At 31.3% G+C, this 17,769-nt stretch carries 21 protein-coding genes and 1 other annotated feature; of the genes, 4 read left to right on the top strand and 17 right to left on the bottom strand.

Annotation, left to right across the window (positions count from 1 at the left end):
- Window positions 1–9 precede the first annotated feature (9 nt).
- From ilvC to ilvB, 3 genes are read right to left on the bottom strand one after another with little or no spacing between them, the layout of a single operon-like run.
- A complete protein-coding gene (ilvC, locus tag ACY3JO_RS06495) occupies window positions 10–1,005 on the bottom strand; it encodes a ketol-acid reductoisomerase (RefSeq protein ID WP_463084213.1) in 996 nt (331 codons plus the stop codon).
- 26 nt (window positions 1,006–1,031) lie between these two features.
- Entirely contained in the window at window positions 1,032–1,514 is a 483-nt protein-coding gene (gene ilvN / locus ACY3JO_RS06490; RefSeq protein WP_463084212.1) for an acetolactate synthase small subunit, read from the bottom strand.
- A 16-nt stretch (window positions 1,515–1,530) separates the two neighbouring features.
- Complete coding sequence (ilvB, locus tag ACY3JO_RS06485) at window positions 1,531–3,204, bottom strand: biosynthetic-type acetolactate synthase large subunit (RefSeq protein WP_463084211.1); 1,674 nt, start codon at window positions 3,202–3,204, stop codon at window positions 1,531–1,533.
- Between the two features lie 43 nt (window positions 3,205–3,247).
- Window positions 3,248–3,468, bottom strand: a binding site (T-box leader).
- 245 nt (window positions 3,469–3,713) lie between these two features.
- Between ilvB and ACY3JO_RS06480 the strand changes: the two genes are divergently transcribed.
- The 4 genes from ACY3JO_RS06480 to ACY3JO_RS06465 are packed head-to-tail and all read left to right on the top strand — an operon-like array spanning window position 3,714 to window position 7,017.
- Complete coding sequence (locus ACY3JO_RS06480; protein ID WP_463084210.1) at window positions 3,714–5,426, top strand: DUF4900 domain-containing protein; 1,713 nt, start codon at window positions 3,714–3,716, stop codon at window positions 5,424–5,426.
- Window positions 5,423–5,665 carry a hypothetical protein gene (locus ACY3JO_RS06475; RefSeq protein WP_463084209.1) on the top strand — a complete coding sequence of 81 codons (243 nt, stop codon included), beginning with the start codon at window positions 5,423–5,425 and terminating at the stop codon, window positions 5,663–5,665. The genes ACY3JO_RS06480 and ACY3JO_RS06475 overlap by 4 nt, the downstream gene beginning before the upstream one ends.
- 33 nt (window positions 5,666–5,698) lie before the next feature.
- Complete coding sequence (locus ACY3JO_RS06470) at window positions 5,699–6,259, top strand: type IV pilus modification PilV family protein (RefSeq protein ID WP_463084208.1); 561 nt, start codon at window positions 5,699–5,701, stop codon at window positions 6,257–6,259.
- Entirely contained in the window at window positions 6,256–7,017 is a 762-nt protein-coding gene (locus tag ACY3JO_RS06465; RefSeq protein ID WP_463084207.1) for a PilW family protein, read from the top strand. The genes ACY3JO_RS06470 and ACY3JO_RS06465 overlap by 4 nt, the downstream gene beginning before the upstream one ends.
- Here the strand turns inward: ACY3JO_RS06465 and ACY3JO_RS06460 are convergent.
- From ACY3JO_RS06460 to gatB, 14 genes are all read right to left on the bottom strand, one after another.
- A complete protein-coding gene (locus ACY3JO_RS06460; protein ID WP_463084206.1) occupies window positions 7,014–7,544 on the bottom strand; it encodes a hypothetical protein in 531 nt (176 codons plus the stop codon). The genes ACY3JO_RS06465 and ACY3JO_RS06460 overlap by 4 nt on opposite strands.
- 2 nt (window positions 7,545–7,546) lie before the next feature.
- Window positions 7,547–8,092 carry a type 4a pilus biogenesis protein PilO gene (gene pilO, locus ACY3JO_RS06455; protein WP_463084205.1) on the bottom strand — a complete coding sequence of 182 codons (546 nt, stop codon included), beginning with the start codon at window positions 8,090–8,092 and terminating at the stop codon, window positions 7,547–7,549.
- Complete coding sequence (locus tag ACY3JO_RS06450; RefSeq protein WP_463084204.1) at window positions 8,089–8,385, bottom strand: PilN domain-containing protein; 297 nt, start codon at window positions 8,383–8,385, stop codon at window positions 8,089–8,091. Before ACY3JO_RS06450 ends, pilO begins: the two co-directional genes overlap by 4 nt.
- A gap of 197 nt (window positions 8,386–8,582) precedes the next feature.
- Window positions 8,583–9,473, bottom strand: coding sequence for a hypothetical protein (locus ACY3JO_RS06445; RefSeq protein ID WP_463084203.1), 891 nt, complete (start codon window positions 9,471–9,473; stop codon window positions 8,583–8,585).
- A 1-nt stretch (window position 9,474) separates the two neighbouring features.
- Window positions 9,475–9,906: a hypothetical protein gene (locus tag ACY3JO_RS06440; protein ID WP_463084202.1), complete on the bottom strand. Its 432-nt coding sequence runs from the start codon at window positions 9,904–9,906 to the stop codon at window positions 9,475–9,477.
- Window positions 9,903–11,543 carry a lamin tail domain-containing protein gene (locus tag ACY3JO_RS06435; protein WP_463084201.1) on the bottom strand — a complete coding sequence of 547 codons (1,641 nt, stop codon included), beginning with the start codon at window positions 11,541–11,543 and terminating at the stop codon, window positions 9,903–9,905. Before ACY3JO_RS06435 ends, ACY3JO_RS06440 begins: the two co-directional genes overlap by 4 nt.
- Before the next feature lies 1 nt (window position 11,544).
- Complete coding sequence (locus ACY3JO_RS06430; RefSeq protein WP_463084200.1) at window positions 11,545–11,931, bottom strand: type II secretion system protein; 387 nt, start codon at window positions 11,929–11,931, stop codon at window positions 11,545–11,547.
- Window positions 11,928–12,362, bottom strand: coding sequence for a pilus assembly FimT family protein (locus tag ACY3JO_RS06425; protein ID WP_463084199.1), 435 nt, complete (start codon window positions 12,360–12,362; stop codon window positions 11,928–11,930). The genes ACY3JO_RS06430 and ACY3JO_RS06425 overlap by 4 nt, the downstream gene beginning before the upstream one ends.
- Before the next feature lie 42 nt (window positions 12,363–12,404).
- Complete coding sequence (locus ACY3JO_RS06420) at window positions 12,405–12,854, bottom strand: hypothetical protein (protein ID WP_463084198.1); 450 nt, start codon at window positions 12,852–12,854, stop codon at window positions 12,405–12,407.
- A 55-nt stretch (window positions 12,855–12,909) separates the two neighbouring features.
- The gene (locus tag ACY3JO_RS06415) at window positions 12,910–13,074 is read right to left on the bottom strand and encodes a hypothetical protein (RefSeq protein ID WP_463084197.1); all 165 of its coding nucleotides are present in this window, start codon (window positions 13,072–13,074) and stop codon (window positions 12,910–12,912) included.
- A gap of 43 nt (window positions 13,075–13,117) precedes the next feature.
- The gene (locus ACY3JO_RS06410) at window positions 13,118–13,354 is read right to left on the bottom strand and encodes a type IV pilin protein (protein WP_463084196.1); all 237 of its coding nucleotides are present in this window, start codon (window positions 13,352–13,354) and stop codon (window positions 13,118–13,120) included.
- Window positions 13,355–13,434: 80 nt separating this feature from the next.
- Window positions 13,435–14,637 (bottom strand): type II secretion system F family protein, encoded by a 1,203-nt coding sequence (locus tag ACY3JO_RS06405; protein ID WP_148807590.1) that lies wholly within the window; start codon window positions 14,635–14,637, stop codon window positions 13,435–13,437.
- Window position 14,638: 1 nt separating this feature from the next.
- On the bottom strand, window positions 14,639–16,327 hold the full coding sequence (locus ACY3JO_RS06400) for a GspE/PulE family protein (RefSeq protein WP_148807589.1): 1,689 nt from the start codon (window positions 16,325–16,327) through the stop codon (window positions 14,639–14,641).
- Window positions 16,324–17,769: an Asp-tRNA(Asn)/Glu-tRNA(Gln) amidotransferase subunit GatB gene (gene gatB, locus ACY3JO_RS06395; protein ID WP_463084195.1), complete on the bottom strand. Its 1,446-nt coding sequence runs from the start codon at window positions 17,767–17,769 to the stop codon at window positions 16,324–16,326. The genes ACY3JO_RS06400 and gatB overlap by 4 nt, the downstream gene beginning before the upstream one ends.

Genomic DNA, 17,769 nt, shown 5'->3' with positions numbered 1-17,769 from the left:
TTAAATTAATTACTTTTTCTTTAACCAAGGCATCATTTCTCTTAAGATTTTTCCAACCTTTTCTATTAGATGTTCCTCATCCTTTTTCAATAGAGCATTAAAAACTGGTCTTCCTACTTGATTTTCAAGTATCCATTCCTTTGCGAATTGTCCACTTTGAATTTCATACAATATCTTTTTCATCTCTTTTTTAGTTTCTTCATTAACAATCCTTGGACCTCTTGTTATATCACCATACTTAGCTGTATCTGAGATAGCTTTTCTCATAAAGCTTATACCACCTTGATTTATAAGATCCACAATAAGCTTCATCTCATGTAAACACTCATAATAAGCAACTTCTGGCTGATAACCTGCTTCAACAAGAGTCTCAAATCCAGCCTTAATTAACGCAGTAACTCCACCACATAATATTACTTGTTCTCCAAAAAGGTCTGTTTCTGTTTCTTCCTTAAAGGTAGTCTCTATTACTCCTGCTCTTGTAGCTCCGATACCCTTTGCGTAAGCAAGAGCAATTTCTTTGGCTTTTTGAGAATAATCCTGATATACAGCAAACAATGCAGGTACTCCTTTACCTTCTACATATAAATCTCTTACAAGAGGTCCAGGCCCTTTAGGAGCTACCATAAATACATCAACAAAGGGTGGTGGAACTATTTGAGAAAAATGTATATTAAATCCGTGAGCAAATCCTAAAGCTTGATTTGGTTTTAAATATGGCATTACTTGATTATTATAGATATGTGGTTGTTCTGTATCTGGAATTAAAAACATCATTATATCGGCTTTTTGTACAGCATCCTCTATTTTTTCTACGTTCATACCTTCCTCTACAGCTCTTTTCCATGATTCACCGTTAGGTCTTGCTCCCACTATAACGTTGAGTCCACTGTCCTTCAAATTTCTGGCATGGGCACGACCTTGACTACCATAGCCAATAATAACAATAGTTTTACCTTTAATTATATCTAAACTAACATCTGAATCATGATAAACCTTTGCCATAGTAGAACCTCCTCATATTAAAATTATTATAATTTTAGTCCTCTCTCCATAACGATTTTTCCAGTACGTACCATTTCCTTAATTCCATATGGTTCCAAATTCTTCTTAAAGGCATCTATTTTCTCGCTATCTCCAGTAACTTCAATAATAAGATCTTTATCACTAACATCAACTATACTTGCCCTAAATATTTCAACTAAATCTATAATAGCCCTACGAGTTGATGCATCTGATTTAACTCTTATTAAAGCGAGTTCTCTTTCTACAACAGGAACACTTGTAAAATCATTAACTTTAATAACTTCTATCAGTTTGTAAGCTTGCTTTGTTATTTGCTCTAATACCTTTTCATCTCCATTTACTACTAATGTAATACGTGAAAGATTAGGAGTTTCTGTGGTATTAACTGCTAAACTCTCTATATTATAACCTCTTCTACTAAAGAGTCCTGCAATTCTTGCTAATACTCCAGGCTTATTTTCTACAATTAATGATAAAGTATGTTGCATAAATCATTCGCCTCCTTTAATCAATCATCATTTTATCAATAGAACCACCGGCTGGGATCATAGGAAAGACATTAGCTTCCCTTTTTACTTTAATATCTACTATTACTGGAGCATCGTTTATATTCAGTGCCCACTCAATAGCATCTTCTAGTTCATCAATTTTAGTAACTTTTCTCCCATAGGCTCCATATGCGTCTGCTAATTTTTCAAAATCAGGAGCTACATCTAATAATGTACATGCATATCTCTTGCTATAAAAAAGTTCTTGCCACTGCCTGACCATACCAAGACAGCTATTATTTAAAACAAAGATCTTAACAGGTAGTTTCTCTGCTGAAGCAGTAGCTAATTCCTGAATATTCATCTGTATACTTCCATCACCTGCTATATCAATAACAATTTTATCTTTATTTGCTATTTTGGCTCCTATTGAGGCTGGAAATCCAAATCCCATCGTTCCTAAGCCCCCAGAAGTAATAAATTGTCTGGGTCTTTTTACTTTATAAAACTGGGCAGCCCACATTTGATTTTGTCCTACTTCTGTGACTACTATAGCTTCTCCTTTGGTTTTTTCATAGATTTTTTCAATTACATACTGGGGTACTATCTCGTCATCATACCATCTATATCTTAAAGGATACTTAGTCTTCCATTCCTTAATCTTTTCCCACCAGATAGGATTATCTTTTGGCTCTACTATCTCGTACAATTTCTCTAAAGCTCTTTTAGCATCTGCCACAACAGGTATATCAACAGAAACATTTTTACCAATTTCAGCTGGATCTATATCTATATGAATTATCTTAGCATGTGGAGCAAAGGTTTCTACTTTTCCTGTGGATCTATCACTAAATCTTACTCCTATAGCAATAATAAGATCACTTTCATTTATAGCATAATTTGCATAAGCAGCCCCATGCATCCCTATAAACCCACAACATAACTCATGATCTTCTGGTATAGAGCCTTTTCCCATTAATGTGGTTACTACAGGTGTATTAATTTTTTCTGCAAATTTAATAAGCTCTGTAGAAGCATCCGAAGATATTACTCCACCACCTGCTAGTATAATTGGTCTTTCTGACTCTTTTATTAATTGAGCTGCTTTTCTTAATTGTAATGGATGTGGTTCACAATTAGGACGATATCCAAGAAGCTCTACTTTGGCAGGAACAGAGTATTCAATTTTTGAAGAAAATACATCTGCTGGAATATCAATTAAAACAGGACCTTTTCTACCTGTTTTTGCTATATAAAAAGCCTCTTTAATTATCCTTAGTGCCTCACTTGGATCTTTCAATAGATAATTATGTTTAGTAATTGGCATGGTTATACCACGGGTATCTACCTCTTGAAATGAATCTTTCCCTATAGCAGAAGTTCTTACCTGTCCAGTTATAGCCACGATAGGAGTAGAATCCATATATGCTGTTGCTATACCTGTCACTAAATTGGTAGCTCCTGGGCCAGAAGTAGCCACACATACACCTACTTTGCCTGTGGATCTTGCATAACCATCAGCAGCGTGAGCTGCACCTTGTTCATGTCTTACTAATACATGCTTAAGAGTAGAATTATATAATGCATCATAAAAACCTATAACAGCACCACCTGGATAACCAAATAATATTTCAACCCCTTCTTCTTCCTGCATATATTTTATTATTGCTTCAGCTACTGTCATCTGCATGATATTTTTACCTCCTTTCTTAAAATAAAAGCTTCTCAACCACAATAAGGATGAGAAGCTCCCACGGTACCACCTTTATTGCCTTAAGATAATTATACTTAAGGCCTCTCTTCTCTTTAACGCAGAGATACGTGAAATCCTACTAAAAGTTTCAGACTTCAAGCTCCGAGGCGAGTTCTGTAGACAGCAACACCAGGTCGCACCAACTCCTGGCTCTCTGTAAAAGATGCAAGTCTACATACTACTCCTCTTCATCGCCTTTGATTTTATGTGTTTAGTCAGAAATATTATCATACAAAATATTTTTTGTAAAGGGGGTTAAGGGAAATTTTTATCTGAATTTTTCTATTTTTATTTTTACTTCCGATAATATATATTATGTAAAGTTATTTTATGATAAAAAATTTGTGTTAGTTATTTAATAAAAACCCAAAAGTTTGTTATAATATAGCAATTTTTGGGGTATAATTATTTAAAAGAAGAAATTATAAATAAAGGGAGTAGAGAGTATGATAACTAAAAAAAGGGAGAGGGAAAAGGGGGATATAAGTTTAATAACAGCTTTAACTCTTGCTATTTTTGTAACCGCGCTTATAGCCTTGCTTCTAAATCTCCCTATTGAGCAATCCTATTTCACACGGAGAAATCAAGCAAGAGATCAGGTTTTATATGCCACTCAAATAGGAATTAAAAGTATTTTAACTACTGCAAGATATTACTTGAAAGAAGAAATAGGTAAACTTAAAGTTTCTGAAATTACAGAAGATAGAATGAGAAGTATACTATCTTCATCAAATCCAAATTTTATAAATACCATTCAATTTATATATACAAATACTGCTCAGGTAGATCCTACCACAGTATATTCTTTAAACAGTTACTCTTTTACTTTATCTGCTTATTCAGCAAGCGTTAGAGGTGGAGTTACCGATTATATAACCTATACATATAATTACACCATTGTATGTACAGGTAGGAAAGTAAATTTTTCACCTTTAGTTACTCTAACAGTTACTGTTACTGGTAAAATTGAGGGAGTTTTACGAAGAGAAAATTTTGCAAGATTTGCTTTATTTACAGATTTACACCAAATGACTGACGGAACAACGGTATGGTTTACAGATAGAACAAGATTTTATGGGCCAGTTCACACCAATGGTGAATTTGCTTTTGCTTATACCCCACAATTTTTTGATATAGTAACATCATATGCAACAACTGCTTTGTTTTATAATGGTGGTAATATTAAAAGACTTGCTGCAGATAGTAATCCTCCAAGAGATGTTCCGTTCTTTGCACAAGGCTTTATAAGAGGTGCAAGCAAAATTGATCTTCCACCTACAACATATACTCAGCTTTACGCAGCACTATCATATTTCCCTGGCGATGTTTTTCCGACTTATTCTCCAACATACTCTGTCGTTAGAAGCTACTTAGGTCTTCCTATTAACAACAATCCTCCTCCAGATGGTGTATATACTATTACAATTGCAAATGGAGGCGGTATATACGTAAAAGGAGATGCAAGTATAGAATTTGGCAAAGATTCATCAGGAAGAGCGGTTTATACTATAACTCAAGGGAGTAATACGTATGTTTTTACCATTGATCTTGAAAATAATAAAACTTATGTAAAAATAGGGAATAATACTATTGTAATAAATAAAGTTCCAAATGGAGTCATATATGTGGATGGAAACATAACAAGTATAAAAGGGTTAATTCAAAAAGATCAAAGATTATCTGTTATTGCAACATACACAATTACTATTACAAATAATCTTATTTATGAAGATGATCCAAGAAATAATCCTAATGCAATTAATGTCCTTGGACTTTTAGCACAAAATGGAAATATATGGATTGATACTAAAAATCCAGATGGTTCACCTCTTATTGATCCGAATATTCACGGAGTATTAATGTCACCAAATGGAGTTGTTCAAGTAATGAACTACAATACAAGATCTCCTGCAGGTTATGTACATTTACTTGGCGGAATTATATCAAAGAGGTACGGAGCATTTGGTACATTTTCTACAGATAGTAACGGTAATCCTATACCGAAAACAGGTTATGGTAGAGATTTCTGGTATGATTATAGAATGCGTACTGGTTATGCTCCTCCATACTTCCCTACTACAAATAGAACAATTCAAGAAGGTAATCCTCAAACACAGAGATGGATAACTATAGATTCGTGGGTGGAGAGTTGGAGATGAAAGATTTAGATAGAATATTGCTCATAATCAGTATAGCCATATTTATAGTTATTCTCATATTTAGATTAATACCTTCAAAACCTGAAGAATATTCATCTATGGAAATAAAGAGTAAAGTAGAAAGGGATATAAATTTAGAGCTTGAGGAGAAAAATACATATACAAATCAAATTAAAACTAAGGAAGAAAACAAAAATAAAAGAGGTCCTTATCCTCCATTTGTGGAGTTTATTGAGTAATTTAAGGGTAAGTAATTTTAGGGGGTGATGGGTTTGAAAAATAAAAGAGAGAAAGGACAATCTTTAATTGGTGTGGTAATTTTTGCTATAATTTTGATGATTCTTGTTTTGGGAGCAACAGGGGCAACAGTACTAAGTTTTTCTTTAAATAAAAGATTAAAAGACAGAGCTGAAGCTCAAGATATAGCAAAAAATATTATAGAAACAATTAAGGTTTGGTCTGGAAACAGCCTTGATAATTTTCAAGCTATAAAAGAAAATGAAAAACCAGGTGCTCAAGGAGCAATACCAGCAATACCAACCATATCTCCTGCTATTCCAGCAGATCCATCTTCAGGTGATATGATATATACACAATTTATTAATATACCTCAAGTAAATGGATCTCCCAAATATGCTATACAATTCTTAATTAAAGATTACTTTCAACCTGGAACTTCCACAGTCATACTAAAAAGAATTACAATAAGGGTATATTATGCAAATAGAAATGGAAAAATTGATACTAATTTTCATAAACCGGGATCTGGAAGTCCTCCAAAAAGATATGAAAATCCATTGGCTGAGATTGTAGGAGTAATATCAAGGCCATGAAAAAAGGAATGTCTTTACCTGAATTAATAATATCTATTACAATTCTTTTCATAGTGATAACTGCTGCTTTTAGTATGTGGTTTTCTATACAGAGGGACCTTATCATTCAAAGGCTTGATAGAGAGATGTCAGATCAATTATCTACAGCAAAATCTCAGATTTTAGATTCAGTTTTAAAAAGTATTTTCATATATCCTCCTGATGCAAGTATTATTTTAAAAGATAACTCTCACTTTAATTTAAATATAAATGAAAAAGTATCCTATAATAAATTATTAACTATCACACCCACATCTGGAGGATATTATTTAAATGCATATTTGACTGTCCCAAGAAATCCCCAAGATACCTTATTACCAAATGCAAGAATGCTTCTTTATTATAGAAAATTTATAAATTGGACTCCCCAATATACTACTTTCACTCTAACAGTTGTAGAAACAGGAGGAACAAGAGTTGTAAAAATAGCAAAAATAATTAATTATCCTACAAACTTGACCTTCACTACTGGTGAAGGATCAAAGGTTATAGCTGATTATATATTAAATAATGGGTTTACAGTAAATTATTATGTTATTGATATAACATCATCTTATACATATACAACGTATACAAATACCATAACCTCAAGAAGTATAAATATACAACAGGTAGAAATAACTATAAGTGCTCAAAGAAGATATCAAAATATCTACAGAAATAAAGAGATAAAATTTAAAGGGGCGGTCTTTTTAGAAGAGCTTCCTATAGCCTATTAAATTTTCATTCTTAATTTATAAGAAATATTTCCTTTTCTTAATATTACCTCTCCCTTTTCTACATCTATTTTATAAATCTTATACCCATCTATTAAACTTCCTTCCTCTAAAACTATACCTTTATCATCTCCTTCTTTTTCAAGAATAACTAATCCTTTTTCCTCACCTTTTAAGATACCCTTAAGCTCATATGGAACTCTCTCCTCAAAAGATTCTTTTTTCTCTATAAAAGGATTATTAATCGGGTTTAAATTTTGACTCGTATTTGTCTCTTTATTTTCCTTTACTTTTACAAGGGGTGCAAAAGGATCATCCCTCCCGAGGACTAATTTGTAACTTTTTAATGGTTTTATCTCATAAGGTTTTATATTGACATTTTTATCTGTTTCTAAGGATGCATTTTTCACATTTATAATTTCTATATGCTCTTCCTTAGGTAGCATTTTATCTACATTTAAGACTAAATATGCATTTAAACCCATGGATACTATCAATAATGATCCTAAAAAATAGTCTAATTTATTCATTATTACTCCCCTCCCCTAAGAATATATATATCAAAGGATGTATATAAAATAAGCTTACCATCCTCATTATTTGTTAATTGTATCTGGGTAAAACTTATAGGATAGTTTTGGTTATAAAGATCTCTAAAGAAATCCAAAAATTGATTGTAGTTTCCTACTAATCTTAATTCTATGGGTAGTTTCTGCATTTTTAAGGGAAAATTTTCAGGTAAATCTTTCACGTCTTCCATATCACCTGGTTTTATTTCAAAAAATCTTATATTATTTTTCTTTATAACTATACTTAAATCTTTATAAAAGATGGGAATTTCTTCCTCTTTTAGAAAAAGAAGATTTCTCTCAGCAAAAATTAATTTTTTCCTCTCCTCTATTTTATTTAATGTATCTCTAAGAATATTTAAACTCTCAATAGTATTTTCTAATTCTAATCTCTTATTCCTATAAAGACTCTCCAGCTTATTTACTTGACTATATTTGGGCATTATAAAAAGGATTAAACCTAAGAGAAATATTAATAGAAAAATATAAATATGAATTTTATCCCTCATTTTAAAAACCCTACCATTCTAAATTTTTGAATTGGTTTATCTCCAACAATTTCTAAAATTGAACTTTCTAATTTTATGTTTTTAATTCTTTCATATTGAGATAAAGCAAGCATGAAATCTGCTACTCCTTCCGTATCAAGACTATATCCTTCAATAATAATTTTTCTATCTAAGCCAATCTGAAAATTTGTAAGCCAACAACTCCTCGGGATAAAATTTTTAAGATCAGAAAGGAATAAAAAAGGTAATGCTACAGATGATCTTTCATCAAACCATCCTTCCAAAGTTTGCAACAACAAATTTCCATCATCTACCTGTTTTCTTAAATTAAGAATCTGATCATTATATTTTGCTATCTCCTGATTTAAACTTTGTATTCTTCTATTTAAATCTTTAATTTTAAGATCTAAATAGAAATTTAAAGGAAATAGTAAAGATAAAGATAAAAGTAGAGATAATAAAGAACGGGTAATTAGCTCTTTATCAATACCTATTTAAATTTTATAAAATTAAGATCTGGTACAACCTTCTCTCTATAAAGAATTGAACCTAAGAAGGGTAAACTTGTTTCTTGTATTAAGCTGGTATTGAAGGTTAAAGATAAATTTTCTAATAGATTAACTCCTACATTTAAAAACCTATCATCTTCTCCTACAATAACAACTGATTTTTCTTCCATATCGAATAATCCACTATTTAAATAAGTAATCAGTTCTTCTTTCCAACTTATATAGACAGGATCTACCTCTAAGGAATCTAAGTTTGTAAAATCATTAATGCCAACACTTAAGTTTATAAAAGAAGATAATTTTCTATTATTCAAAAATATAAGATCTGTAGTATCATTTCCAATAAATATGACAGAGCTGATATTTTCCTTTTGTATATACAATAGATATCTCAAAATTGATAAAGAGGTGGGCTCAAAACGAATAAGAGATATTTTATTACTTTCAAAAATATCTTTAAAAGAGTCTATTATAATCTTAGGTAAAGTTGCAACAATAAGCTTTACTTTATCTTTATCATTTGATATGGGAGAAAAAGCTACAGAATAATTATCTAAGTCTATACCCTGAGATTCTTCTAAATCATCCAAAATGTAAGTTTCAAGCTCTTTAACGGGCATCTTTGGATACTCTACAATTCTCATCATTATATCTTTATTCTCAAAAAAAACCACTGCATTGTTATCTTTTATTTTATTCTTTTTTAAAAAATCATTTAATGTTTTCTTTATATCTTCTATGTCCCTTTTTCTATTCCAAAAATCCCCTTTTGGTATTTCAAGGCTATATTTATTTTTCAATTCAATTTTTCTGCCTTTAATATTTACTTGTCCTATATTTAACCTTCCATCAACCCAATGAATTGAGATCATATCATTCCTCCGTCCATTGATTAATAGTAAGAGAATAAGGAGCAGAGGATCCTGTTCTTACTCCTTCTATATCTAAGGTTCTTGTATAGATATATCTTTCCCCTGTATATACTGATTCTACTTGAGCTGTTGCATAAATTACAAAGGAATTACTTGTGTTATCAAAATTATATTCCAATCTTGCAGTTCCCCAAAAACCTGTAAAGGAAAAGGTATAAGTATTGGAAAAATAGGGGGCAGGACTTGTAAGCCATATAAGGCTATAAATAGCAATTTCTGCTACCCCTTCTGCAAGATATAATGCTTGTTTTTCCCCTATTTGAGCAGAAATACTTTTAATATTCCCCTCCCACATAGATATAACACCGCTTATAACTAAGCTAAGTATAGCAAAAACTAATAAAACTGCAACTAAAATTTGCCCTTTTCTCATGGCATTATTGAATTTTTAGAGCTTGGAGTGCAATATGAATAATAATGATAATAATAGATTATTAAACCAATTCTTCGTTGTATTCTATAATAATAATTTAAATTTGTACTACTGCCCCAATTATTAGGGTCTTGAGAAATACCAAATATATTTCTCCTCTCTAAGGAGTAATGATAGTAATAATAGTTTGGTGGATTTGCAGTATAAATCATATATCCTCCCCATGTATTAGAATAATTTACTTGATCTATAATATTTCCATTATTATCCTTTAATACTACACTTCCAGAGGTATTAGGCAAAAGTGCTGTACCACCACCAAGTCCAGAATTTAAAGTTCTTATGTAAGTATAAGTTCCTGGAAGATTGTATGATGTATTAAGTGTTGAACCACTTCCACCAATTATTACATAACCATTAGGGGGTATATTCCATGTCCCTGAGACAAGGGTATTAAATTTATTATTATTTATACTCCAATTTTGGATATTTATTGTTTGATTGGTAGGATTATATAATTCAACAAATTCCATGTTTCTTTCTCCCCTATTTGTACCATTTTTATCCCATGCAGGAGGATAATACATTATCTCTGTAATTATTAATCTTGGAAGTAGACAATACACGTAAACTTGCGAAGGACTTGTTGTAGAATAATTTAAATATGGACTATTTCTCCAATTTGATGGATCATTGGAAGGAGCGGATATGGATTTACGAACTAATGAATAATAATTAGTTCCAGATGGATAGCCACCCCAAGTGTAAGAATAATTCACCTGATCAATTATATTTTGTCTATCATCCTCTAAAATAATAGATCCTTTATCATCTGGTATTTCAGAATTTCCTCTATAAAGTCCTCGCTGTTGAGTTTTTAAATATAAATAAGAGGAAGGAAGATTGTAAAAGTTACTTAGATTTGAAGCGTTCCCTCCGATAATAGCATAGCTTTGTGGAGATAAAGAGAAAGTACCTGAAGAACTATCAGAAATCTTTGTAGTTTGATTTACCCTCCAATCCTTTAAATTCACAGTATAAGTAGTTCCATTATATATAACAATGAATTCCATATCCCGCTCATCCTGAATATTTCCACTTTTATCTCTTGGTGAAGGATAATACATAATCTCAGTAATATATACACCTGAAACTTGACTTTGAACCTGTGCTCTTAAAGATACTAAAGTTACATATTTTTCATTGTTATCCATGACAAGAGTAATAGACAATGTCCTTATAGTAGATGTTAATGTGGTATAGGTACCGTTAAAATCATAACCAATAAATCTTAATTCTTTTATTGGACCTGCCTGAATATCTCCATCAACTGTAAAATAATATTTACCATTATATAATGTGTAGGAGAAACTTCTTGTATCCCCCGTACAAAGCTGAACGGTGAGTCTACCAAGAGTATCAGTGGCAAAACTTATATCTAATACTTGAGAGCCTTGCCTTATTTCTCTTGTTAATCTATCAAGAATTATTTGAGCATTTGAAAATATTTCTTGAGACTCTTGTTTTCTGGCAAAAAGATCCATGGTCCCTATAAGAATATTAGCAAGAAGAAGAGCGATCATTCCTAATATTAAAACCCCTATGATTACCTCAATTATGGTTAAGCCCTTCTTCATATTATCTTCTCCTTGAAATTAAACTAACAAGAATTGACTTACCCTCAAAATCGTCTAATATATTGTTATTATTTATATCATTCCAAACTGTGATAGTAAATTGTCTTAGTGAATTTGTAATATCTGTAATAACCATTGTATAAATATAGCTTGTATACCCAATACTTGCAAAATTTCCAGAAACAGGAAAAGAAGCTGTCCAATTTGCTAAAATAGTTCTTTTATAATCTTCCATTACTCTTTCAGATAATTCCAAACATGTACTTTCAATCTTTTCCAGATCATCCTCATTTAAAATATGATATAACCCAACTCCAAAGGATGCCATAAATATACCTATAAGAAGTATTGATATTAAAACTTCTAAGAAGGTGAATCCTTTTTTCATGGACCTTGTACCTCAATAAAACCTAAGGAGTTTATCTTTATAGTAGAAGTATAATTATCAATCGTTAATGTTAAAATAGCATATGTTTCTGTATCATCAGCAGTTAAATAGCCGTCTCTATCAAAGGAAAATAAAGTAGCAGTTGTATTTACTGAAATCTTATTAAATGATCTTGTTACTATATTTCCTTTATCATCAAGAAAGGTATAGGAAGTGTATGCTGAAGGAGTGATTGTTAATGTCCAAACAGTCTTATTTATTATTGCCCTTTGTCTTATATATCTTATATCCTGAGTAAATTGATTTATAGTATTTTGTAATAATATTTTAGAGTCTGGTTTACTTAATACGGATGTATAGGCAACCCATAAAAGGATCCCTAAAATAGATATTACAACTATAACCTCTAAGAATGAGAACCCCTTTTTCATATTTTTATTTTATCAAATATTTAAAAGTTTTTACAAGAAATATTAAAAACTTACCTTTCCATTTTTAAAAAACCTTATAACTCTTTTTGAAAGAAAGGTGGAAAGAGATATTTCTCCTTCTGGATAAATATTGCCATTTTCAAAATAAAAAGTATAAGTCCCTGTTGGACTATCTGCTTTTATTCCTGATGGTATAAGGTGAGGAGAGAGATAAGTTTTTTTAGTTTTTTCTCCATACATCCAATAAAATTGAATAGAATTTGTCTTAGGAGAATAGTAAAAATTATAGACTATTTTTTCATTTTTTAGAACTGAAAGCTGTAGAGCATAATTTGCATTTATAATAATCTCATGGGAAATGATATAAGCCTGAACTCTAAGCCACACAAATATATTAAAAAGCATATATAAAAGGATTAATAGAACACTTATAAGGAAAGTATATAATAATGGTCTCTCAATTTTTTTAAGAATATCTATAATTTTATTCATCAATTAATAAAAAGCCCCGAAGGCAAGCTTCGGGGCGAGAATATTACTCGTTAAATTATGGAGCAGTATATGATAATGTGTAGGAAAGAGCAGTACCTGCATAATATAATTCATGAGCATTACCAGGTGTCCAAGTAGCTGGTATAGATGCAACACCACTGTAGGTTAAATTATTATATGGACAAGTAGGTGTTTCAGAGAAATAGATTGTACTTGTCAAGAATTGATTAAACTCATCAATACTTAGAGGATATTTATTATTCTTATTCCTGTCTTGTCAAGAATTGATTAAACTCATCAATACTTAGAGGATATTTATTATTCTTATTCCTGTAATATTCTAAGCTTGTCCTTATTATGGCAATATTTGTTCTTTGTGCATTTCTCTTTGCATCTGCTACTGCATCAAAATATCTTGGTAATGCAATAGCTACCAGGATTCCAAGAATAGCTACCACCACTAATAGTTCCAATAATGAAAAACCTTTATTTCCCTTCACTTAATTCACCTCCTTTCTTAAATTTAAAATTATTTTTCTTTATAAAATTATATCACAAGATACTTACTTAGCAAGTATTACTATCTTCTGAAAAGTCTAACCATATTAAACATAGGAAGATACATTGAAATAACTATAAAGAAAACCACAACCCCTAAGAATAAAGTTAAGGCTGGCTCTATAAGGGATGTTATTCTCTTTGTTCCAATCTCTATTTCCCTTTGAGAGAACCTACTATATTCTTCTAGCATAGAGTCTAATCTACCACTTCTCTCTCCTACTGCTATCATCTGTTTGAGAAGAGGAGTGAATACATTTTCATCGATAAGTTCAGATAGATTTCTACCCTCCAAAACTCCAGAAAGAATTTTTCTAAGATTTTCTGAAAAATATAGGTTCCCCATTACGTCTTCAAGGATTTCTAAGGATTGAGTTATTAATATTCCTCCTGTTATAAGTACATAAAAAGTACTGGAAAATCTGTTTAATAATACTTTTCTCCAGAGATCACCTATTTTGGGTATATTGAGTTTAAATTCATCCCACCATCTTTTTATTTTTTTATTTTTTAAACTTTGTTTCACTCCAATGATGATTGCAAAGGTCAAAATAAAGATAATTAAAAGATTATTCTTTACAAAGTTACCTAAGGATATGGTAATCCTTGTGGGAAGAGGAAGAGGTACATTGGTTCTACCATATATCCTTTGAAAAGTTGGTACTACAAAGGTTAGCATAAATATTACAACCAAAACTGCAGCTACCATAACTATTATAGGATATGTGGTGGCTGATTTTATCCTTTCCCTTAGTTCATGTTGTTCATCAAAATATCTTGAAAGTCTCTCTAACATAATATCAAGACTTCCTGTAATCTCTCCTGTCCTCACTAAGCTTATAAATATCTTAGGAAAAACATTAGGATATTTAGAAAGAGCCTCTGATAGACTCAATCCTGAATCCACATTTTTTCTTATATCATTAAGAACATCTCTAAAGTAAGGATTATTTGTTTGAGCTGATAGAGTAGTAAGACATTCTGTAAGGATAATTCCCGATCTTAAAAGGGTTGCAAATTGGGATGAAAATAATACAAGTTCTGGAAGAGTAACTTTCTTTTTATATGTTAAAGTTTTCCATAATGATGATTCTTTTTTTAAAGATACTACATATAATTTTCTTGATTTAAGAATTCTTCTTGCTTCTCTTTCATTACCTGCTTCAATTATACCCTTATATCTTCTTCCTTCAAGATCTCGTGCCACATATCTATAGGAGGGCAAATTAATCCTCCTCCCAAGCTATTACTCTACGTGCCTCCTCAATGGTAGTTATTCCTGATAGTACCTTTTCTCTTGCATTCATATGTAAGGTCTTCATTCCTTCTCTCAATGCCATATCCCTAATTTCATCAATAGAAGCTCTTTCATTTATTAATGTTCTTATGTTCTTAGTTATTTTTAATATCTCAAAAACTCCGGTTCTTCCAGAATATCCTGTATAATTACAAAATAGACAGCCTTTACCTCTTGCAAGCTTTATATTTTTTCCTTCTTCCTTCGGCAATCCAAGTTCTTCTATTTCCTCAGATGAAGGTGTGTACTCTTCTTTACAAGATAGACATATGGTTCTTACTAATCTTTGGGCTACTATACCTATAAGGGAAGATGCAATTAAAAAAGGCTCCAATCCCATTTGTATTAATCTCGCCACAGCGCTTACAGAATCGTTGGCATGAAAGGTACTTAACAATAAATGACCTGTTAAAGCAGCTTCAATAGCAGTATTTAAGGTTTCTGAATCTCTAATTTCACCCACCATTATAATATTTGGATCAAGCCTCAAGATATTTCTAAGTCCCATAGCAAAATCTATACCTATCCTTGGTTGTATTTGAATCTGATTTATTCCTGGAAGCTCATATTCCACTGGATCTTCTAAGGTTATTATATTTACAGATGGTTTATTTAAAACATTTAAAGCTGAGTATAAGGTGGTGGTTTTACCACTTCCTGTAGGACCTGTTACAAGAATCATTCCAAAAGGTCTTTTAATAAGATGTTCAAAAACATTAAGATCTTCATTTGTCATGCCCAACCTATCAAGCTCAATAAGTACCTTTGATTTATCCAGCAATCTTATAACTACCATTTCCCCGTGGATAGTACCTACTGATGCCACTCTTAGATCAAAGATTCTATTTTCATATCTATAAGTAGCTCTTCCATCTTGAGGTCTTCTTTTTTCCGCTATATCCATTCCTGATATTACTTTTATTCTTGTTACTACAGCATCTTGGATTTCCTTAGGAATACTCATAATATCATAAAGAATTCCATGAATTCTATATCTTACCTTCATCTCTTTCTCTTGGGGATCTAAGTGAATATCACTGGCATTTCTTGTAATCGCTTCATTAATTATAGAAGACACCAATCTAACAATAGGAGCCTCTTCAACACCTATTACGGGAGGAGCTTCTACCACTGTTTCTACTGGCATACTTTTTTGAAAGTCTTGAACAGCAGAAAGAGTACTTTTCTCTAAGGGGAAAAGTTTTGACATAATCTGATTAAACTCTTTATCAGTGGTAATAAACAATCTTATTGGTGCCTTTACTATTCTTCTTATTTCATTAACTACTACAGGATCGATAGGAGGAACTATAGCCACATGGATTATTCCACTTTCTTTCTTTATAGGTATAAACTTATATTTTCTTAAAAGATTTTCTGGAAAAGATCCAGCTAATTTTTCATCAATAGGTATTTCGGATAAAGAAACATAAGGAATTTCACTTTGTCTTTCTAATACTTTTCCGATATCTTCAGGCTTTACATATCCTCTTTCTATAAGTATTTGTCCTAATTTAGCGCCAGTTTTCTTCTGTTCTTCAAGAGCTTTCTCTAATTGCTCTTTGGTTATAAGTCCTAATTCTAAAAGATATTCTCCTAAGGGCTTTTTCTCTTTCATAATTTATTTAATTCTTCTTCAAGAAGATTTTTTACCACATCTAAACTTGCTCTTCCTTTTGTCTCCTTCATCACCTGTCCTACTAAAAAGTTCAATACTTGTTTCTTCCCCTTCTTCCAATCAGAAACTGCTTTTTCATTATTTAATATAACCTTTTGAATAATCTCTTGTAAATAGGTTGTATCAGATACTATTTTTAGTCCATTTTCTTCCACTATTTTCTCAGGATCTTTACCTGTGGTAAGATATTTTCTTAATACATCCTTTGCTACAGGACGAGTTATTTCATTTTTATCTACCATCTGTATTAATTTTATAAAATTCTCAGGAAGTATATTTAAGTCTTTAAAGGAAATATTATTATCGTTCATATAACTCAAGATTTCTACAGATATCCAATTTAAAAGATTTTTAGGATTATTATATAATTCCAGAGACTTATCAAAAAATTCTGCCAATTTCTTTTCAGAAATAATTATTTCGACTTCAGTTTGTGATAAGCCTAATGCAAAATATTTTTCTCTTAATTCCTTAGGCAATGCTGGAATTTCCATTTTTAATTTCCCTTTCATCTCTTCTGTTACGATTAAAGGAGGAAGATCAGGCTCTGGGAAATATCTATAATCTTCTGCTTCTTCTTTTCCTCTTAAACTTACTGTTTTTTGATTTTTTTCATCCCAATGCCTTGTTTCCTGGATTACTTGTTCACCCTTTTTCAAAAGTTCAATCTGCCTTTCAATTTCATATTCTAAAGCCTTCTCTAAGGAATAAAAAGAATTCACATTTTTTATCTCAGTTCTTGTCCCTAAAACTCCTTCTTGAGTTTGTATTGAAATATTGGCATCACATCTTAGAGAACCTTTTTCCATATCTCCACTGCTTATTTCCAAATATCTCAAGATTAATCTTAGTTCCTGTAAAAATATTCTTGCTTCCTTAGGAGAATTTATATCGGGTTCTGTAACGATCTCAATAAGAGGGATACCTGCTCTATTGAAATCAACAAGACTATAATCAGCTTCTGATAATCTATCCCCTACTCCTACATGTAATAATTTTCCAGCATCTTCCTCTAAATGAATTCTCTTAATTCTTATTTTCTTAACTTCTCCATCCACAAAAATTTCTAAATAACCATTCCTACATAAAGGTAAATCATATTGAGATATTTGATATCCTTTTGGTAAATCTGGATAGAAATAATTTTTTCTGTCAAATTTTGAGTAATTTGAAATCTCACAGTTTAAAGCTAATCCAGCTTTTATTGCGAATTCCACAGCTTTTTTATTAAGAACTGGAAGGACTCCTGGAAATCCCATACATACTGGACAAACATTAGTATTTGGTGGAACATTTTCATGATCTGTACTACAAGAACAAAAAAGTTTAGTTTTAGTAGATAGCTGAGCATGTACTTCCAATCCTATTACTGGTTTGAACAT

Source organism: Dictyoglomus sp. LHC4, assembly GCF_055181355.1.
The sequence above is the reverse complement of the archived record's forward strand: the minus strand, read 5'-3'. Positions and strand labels throughout refer to the sequence as shown.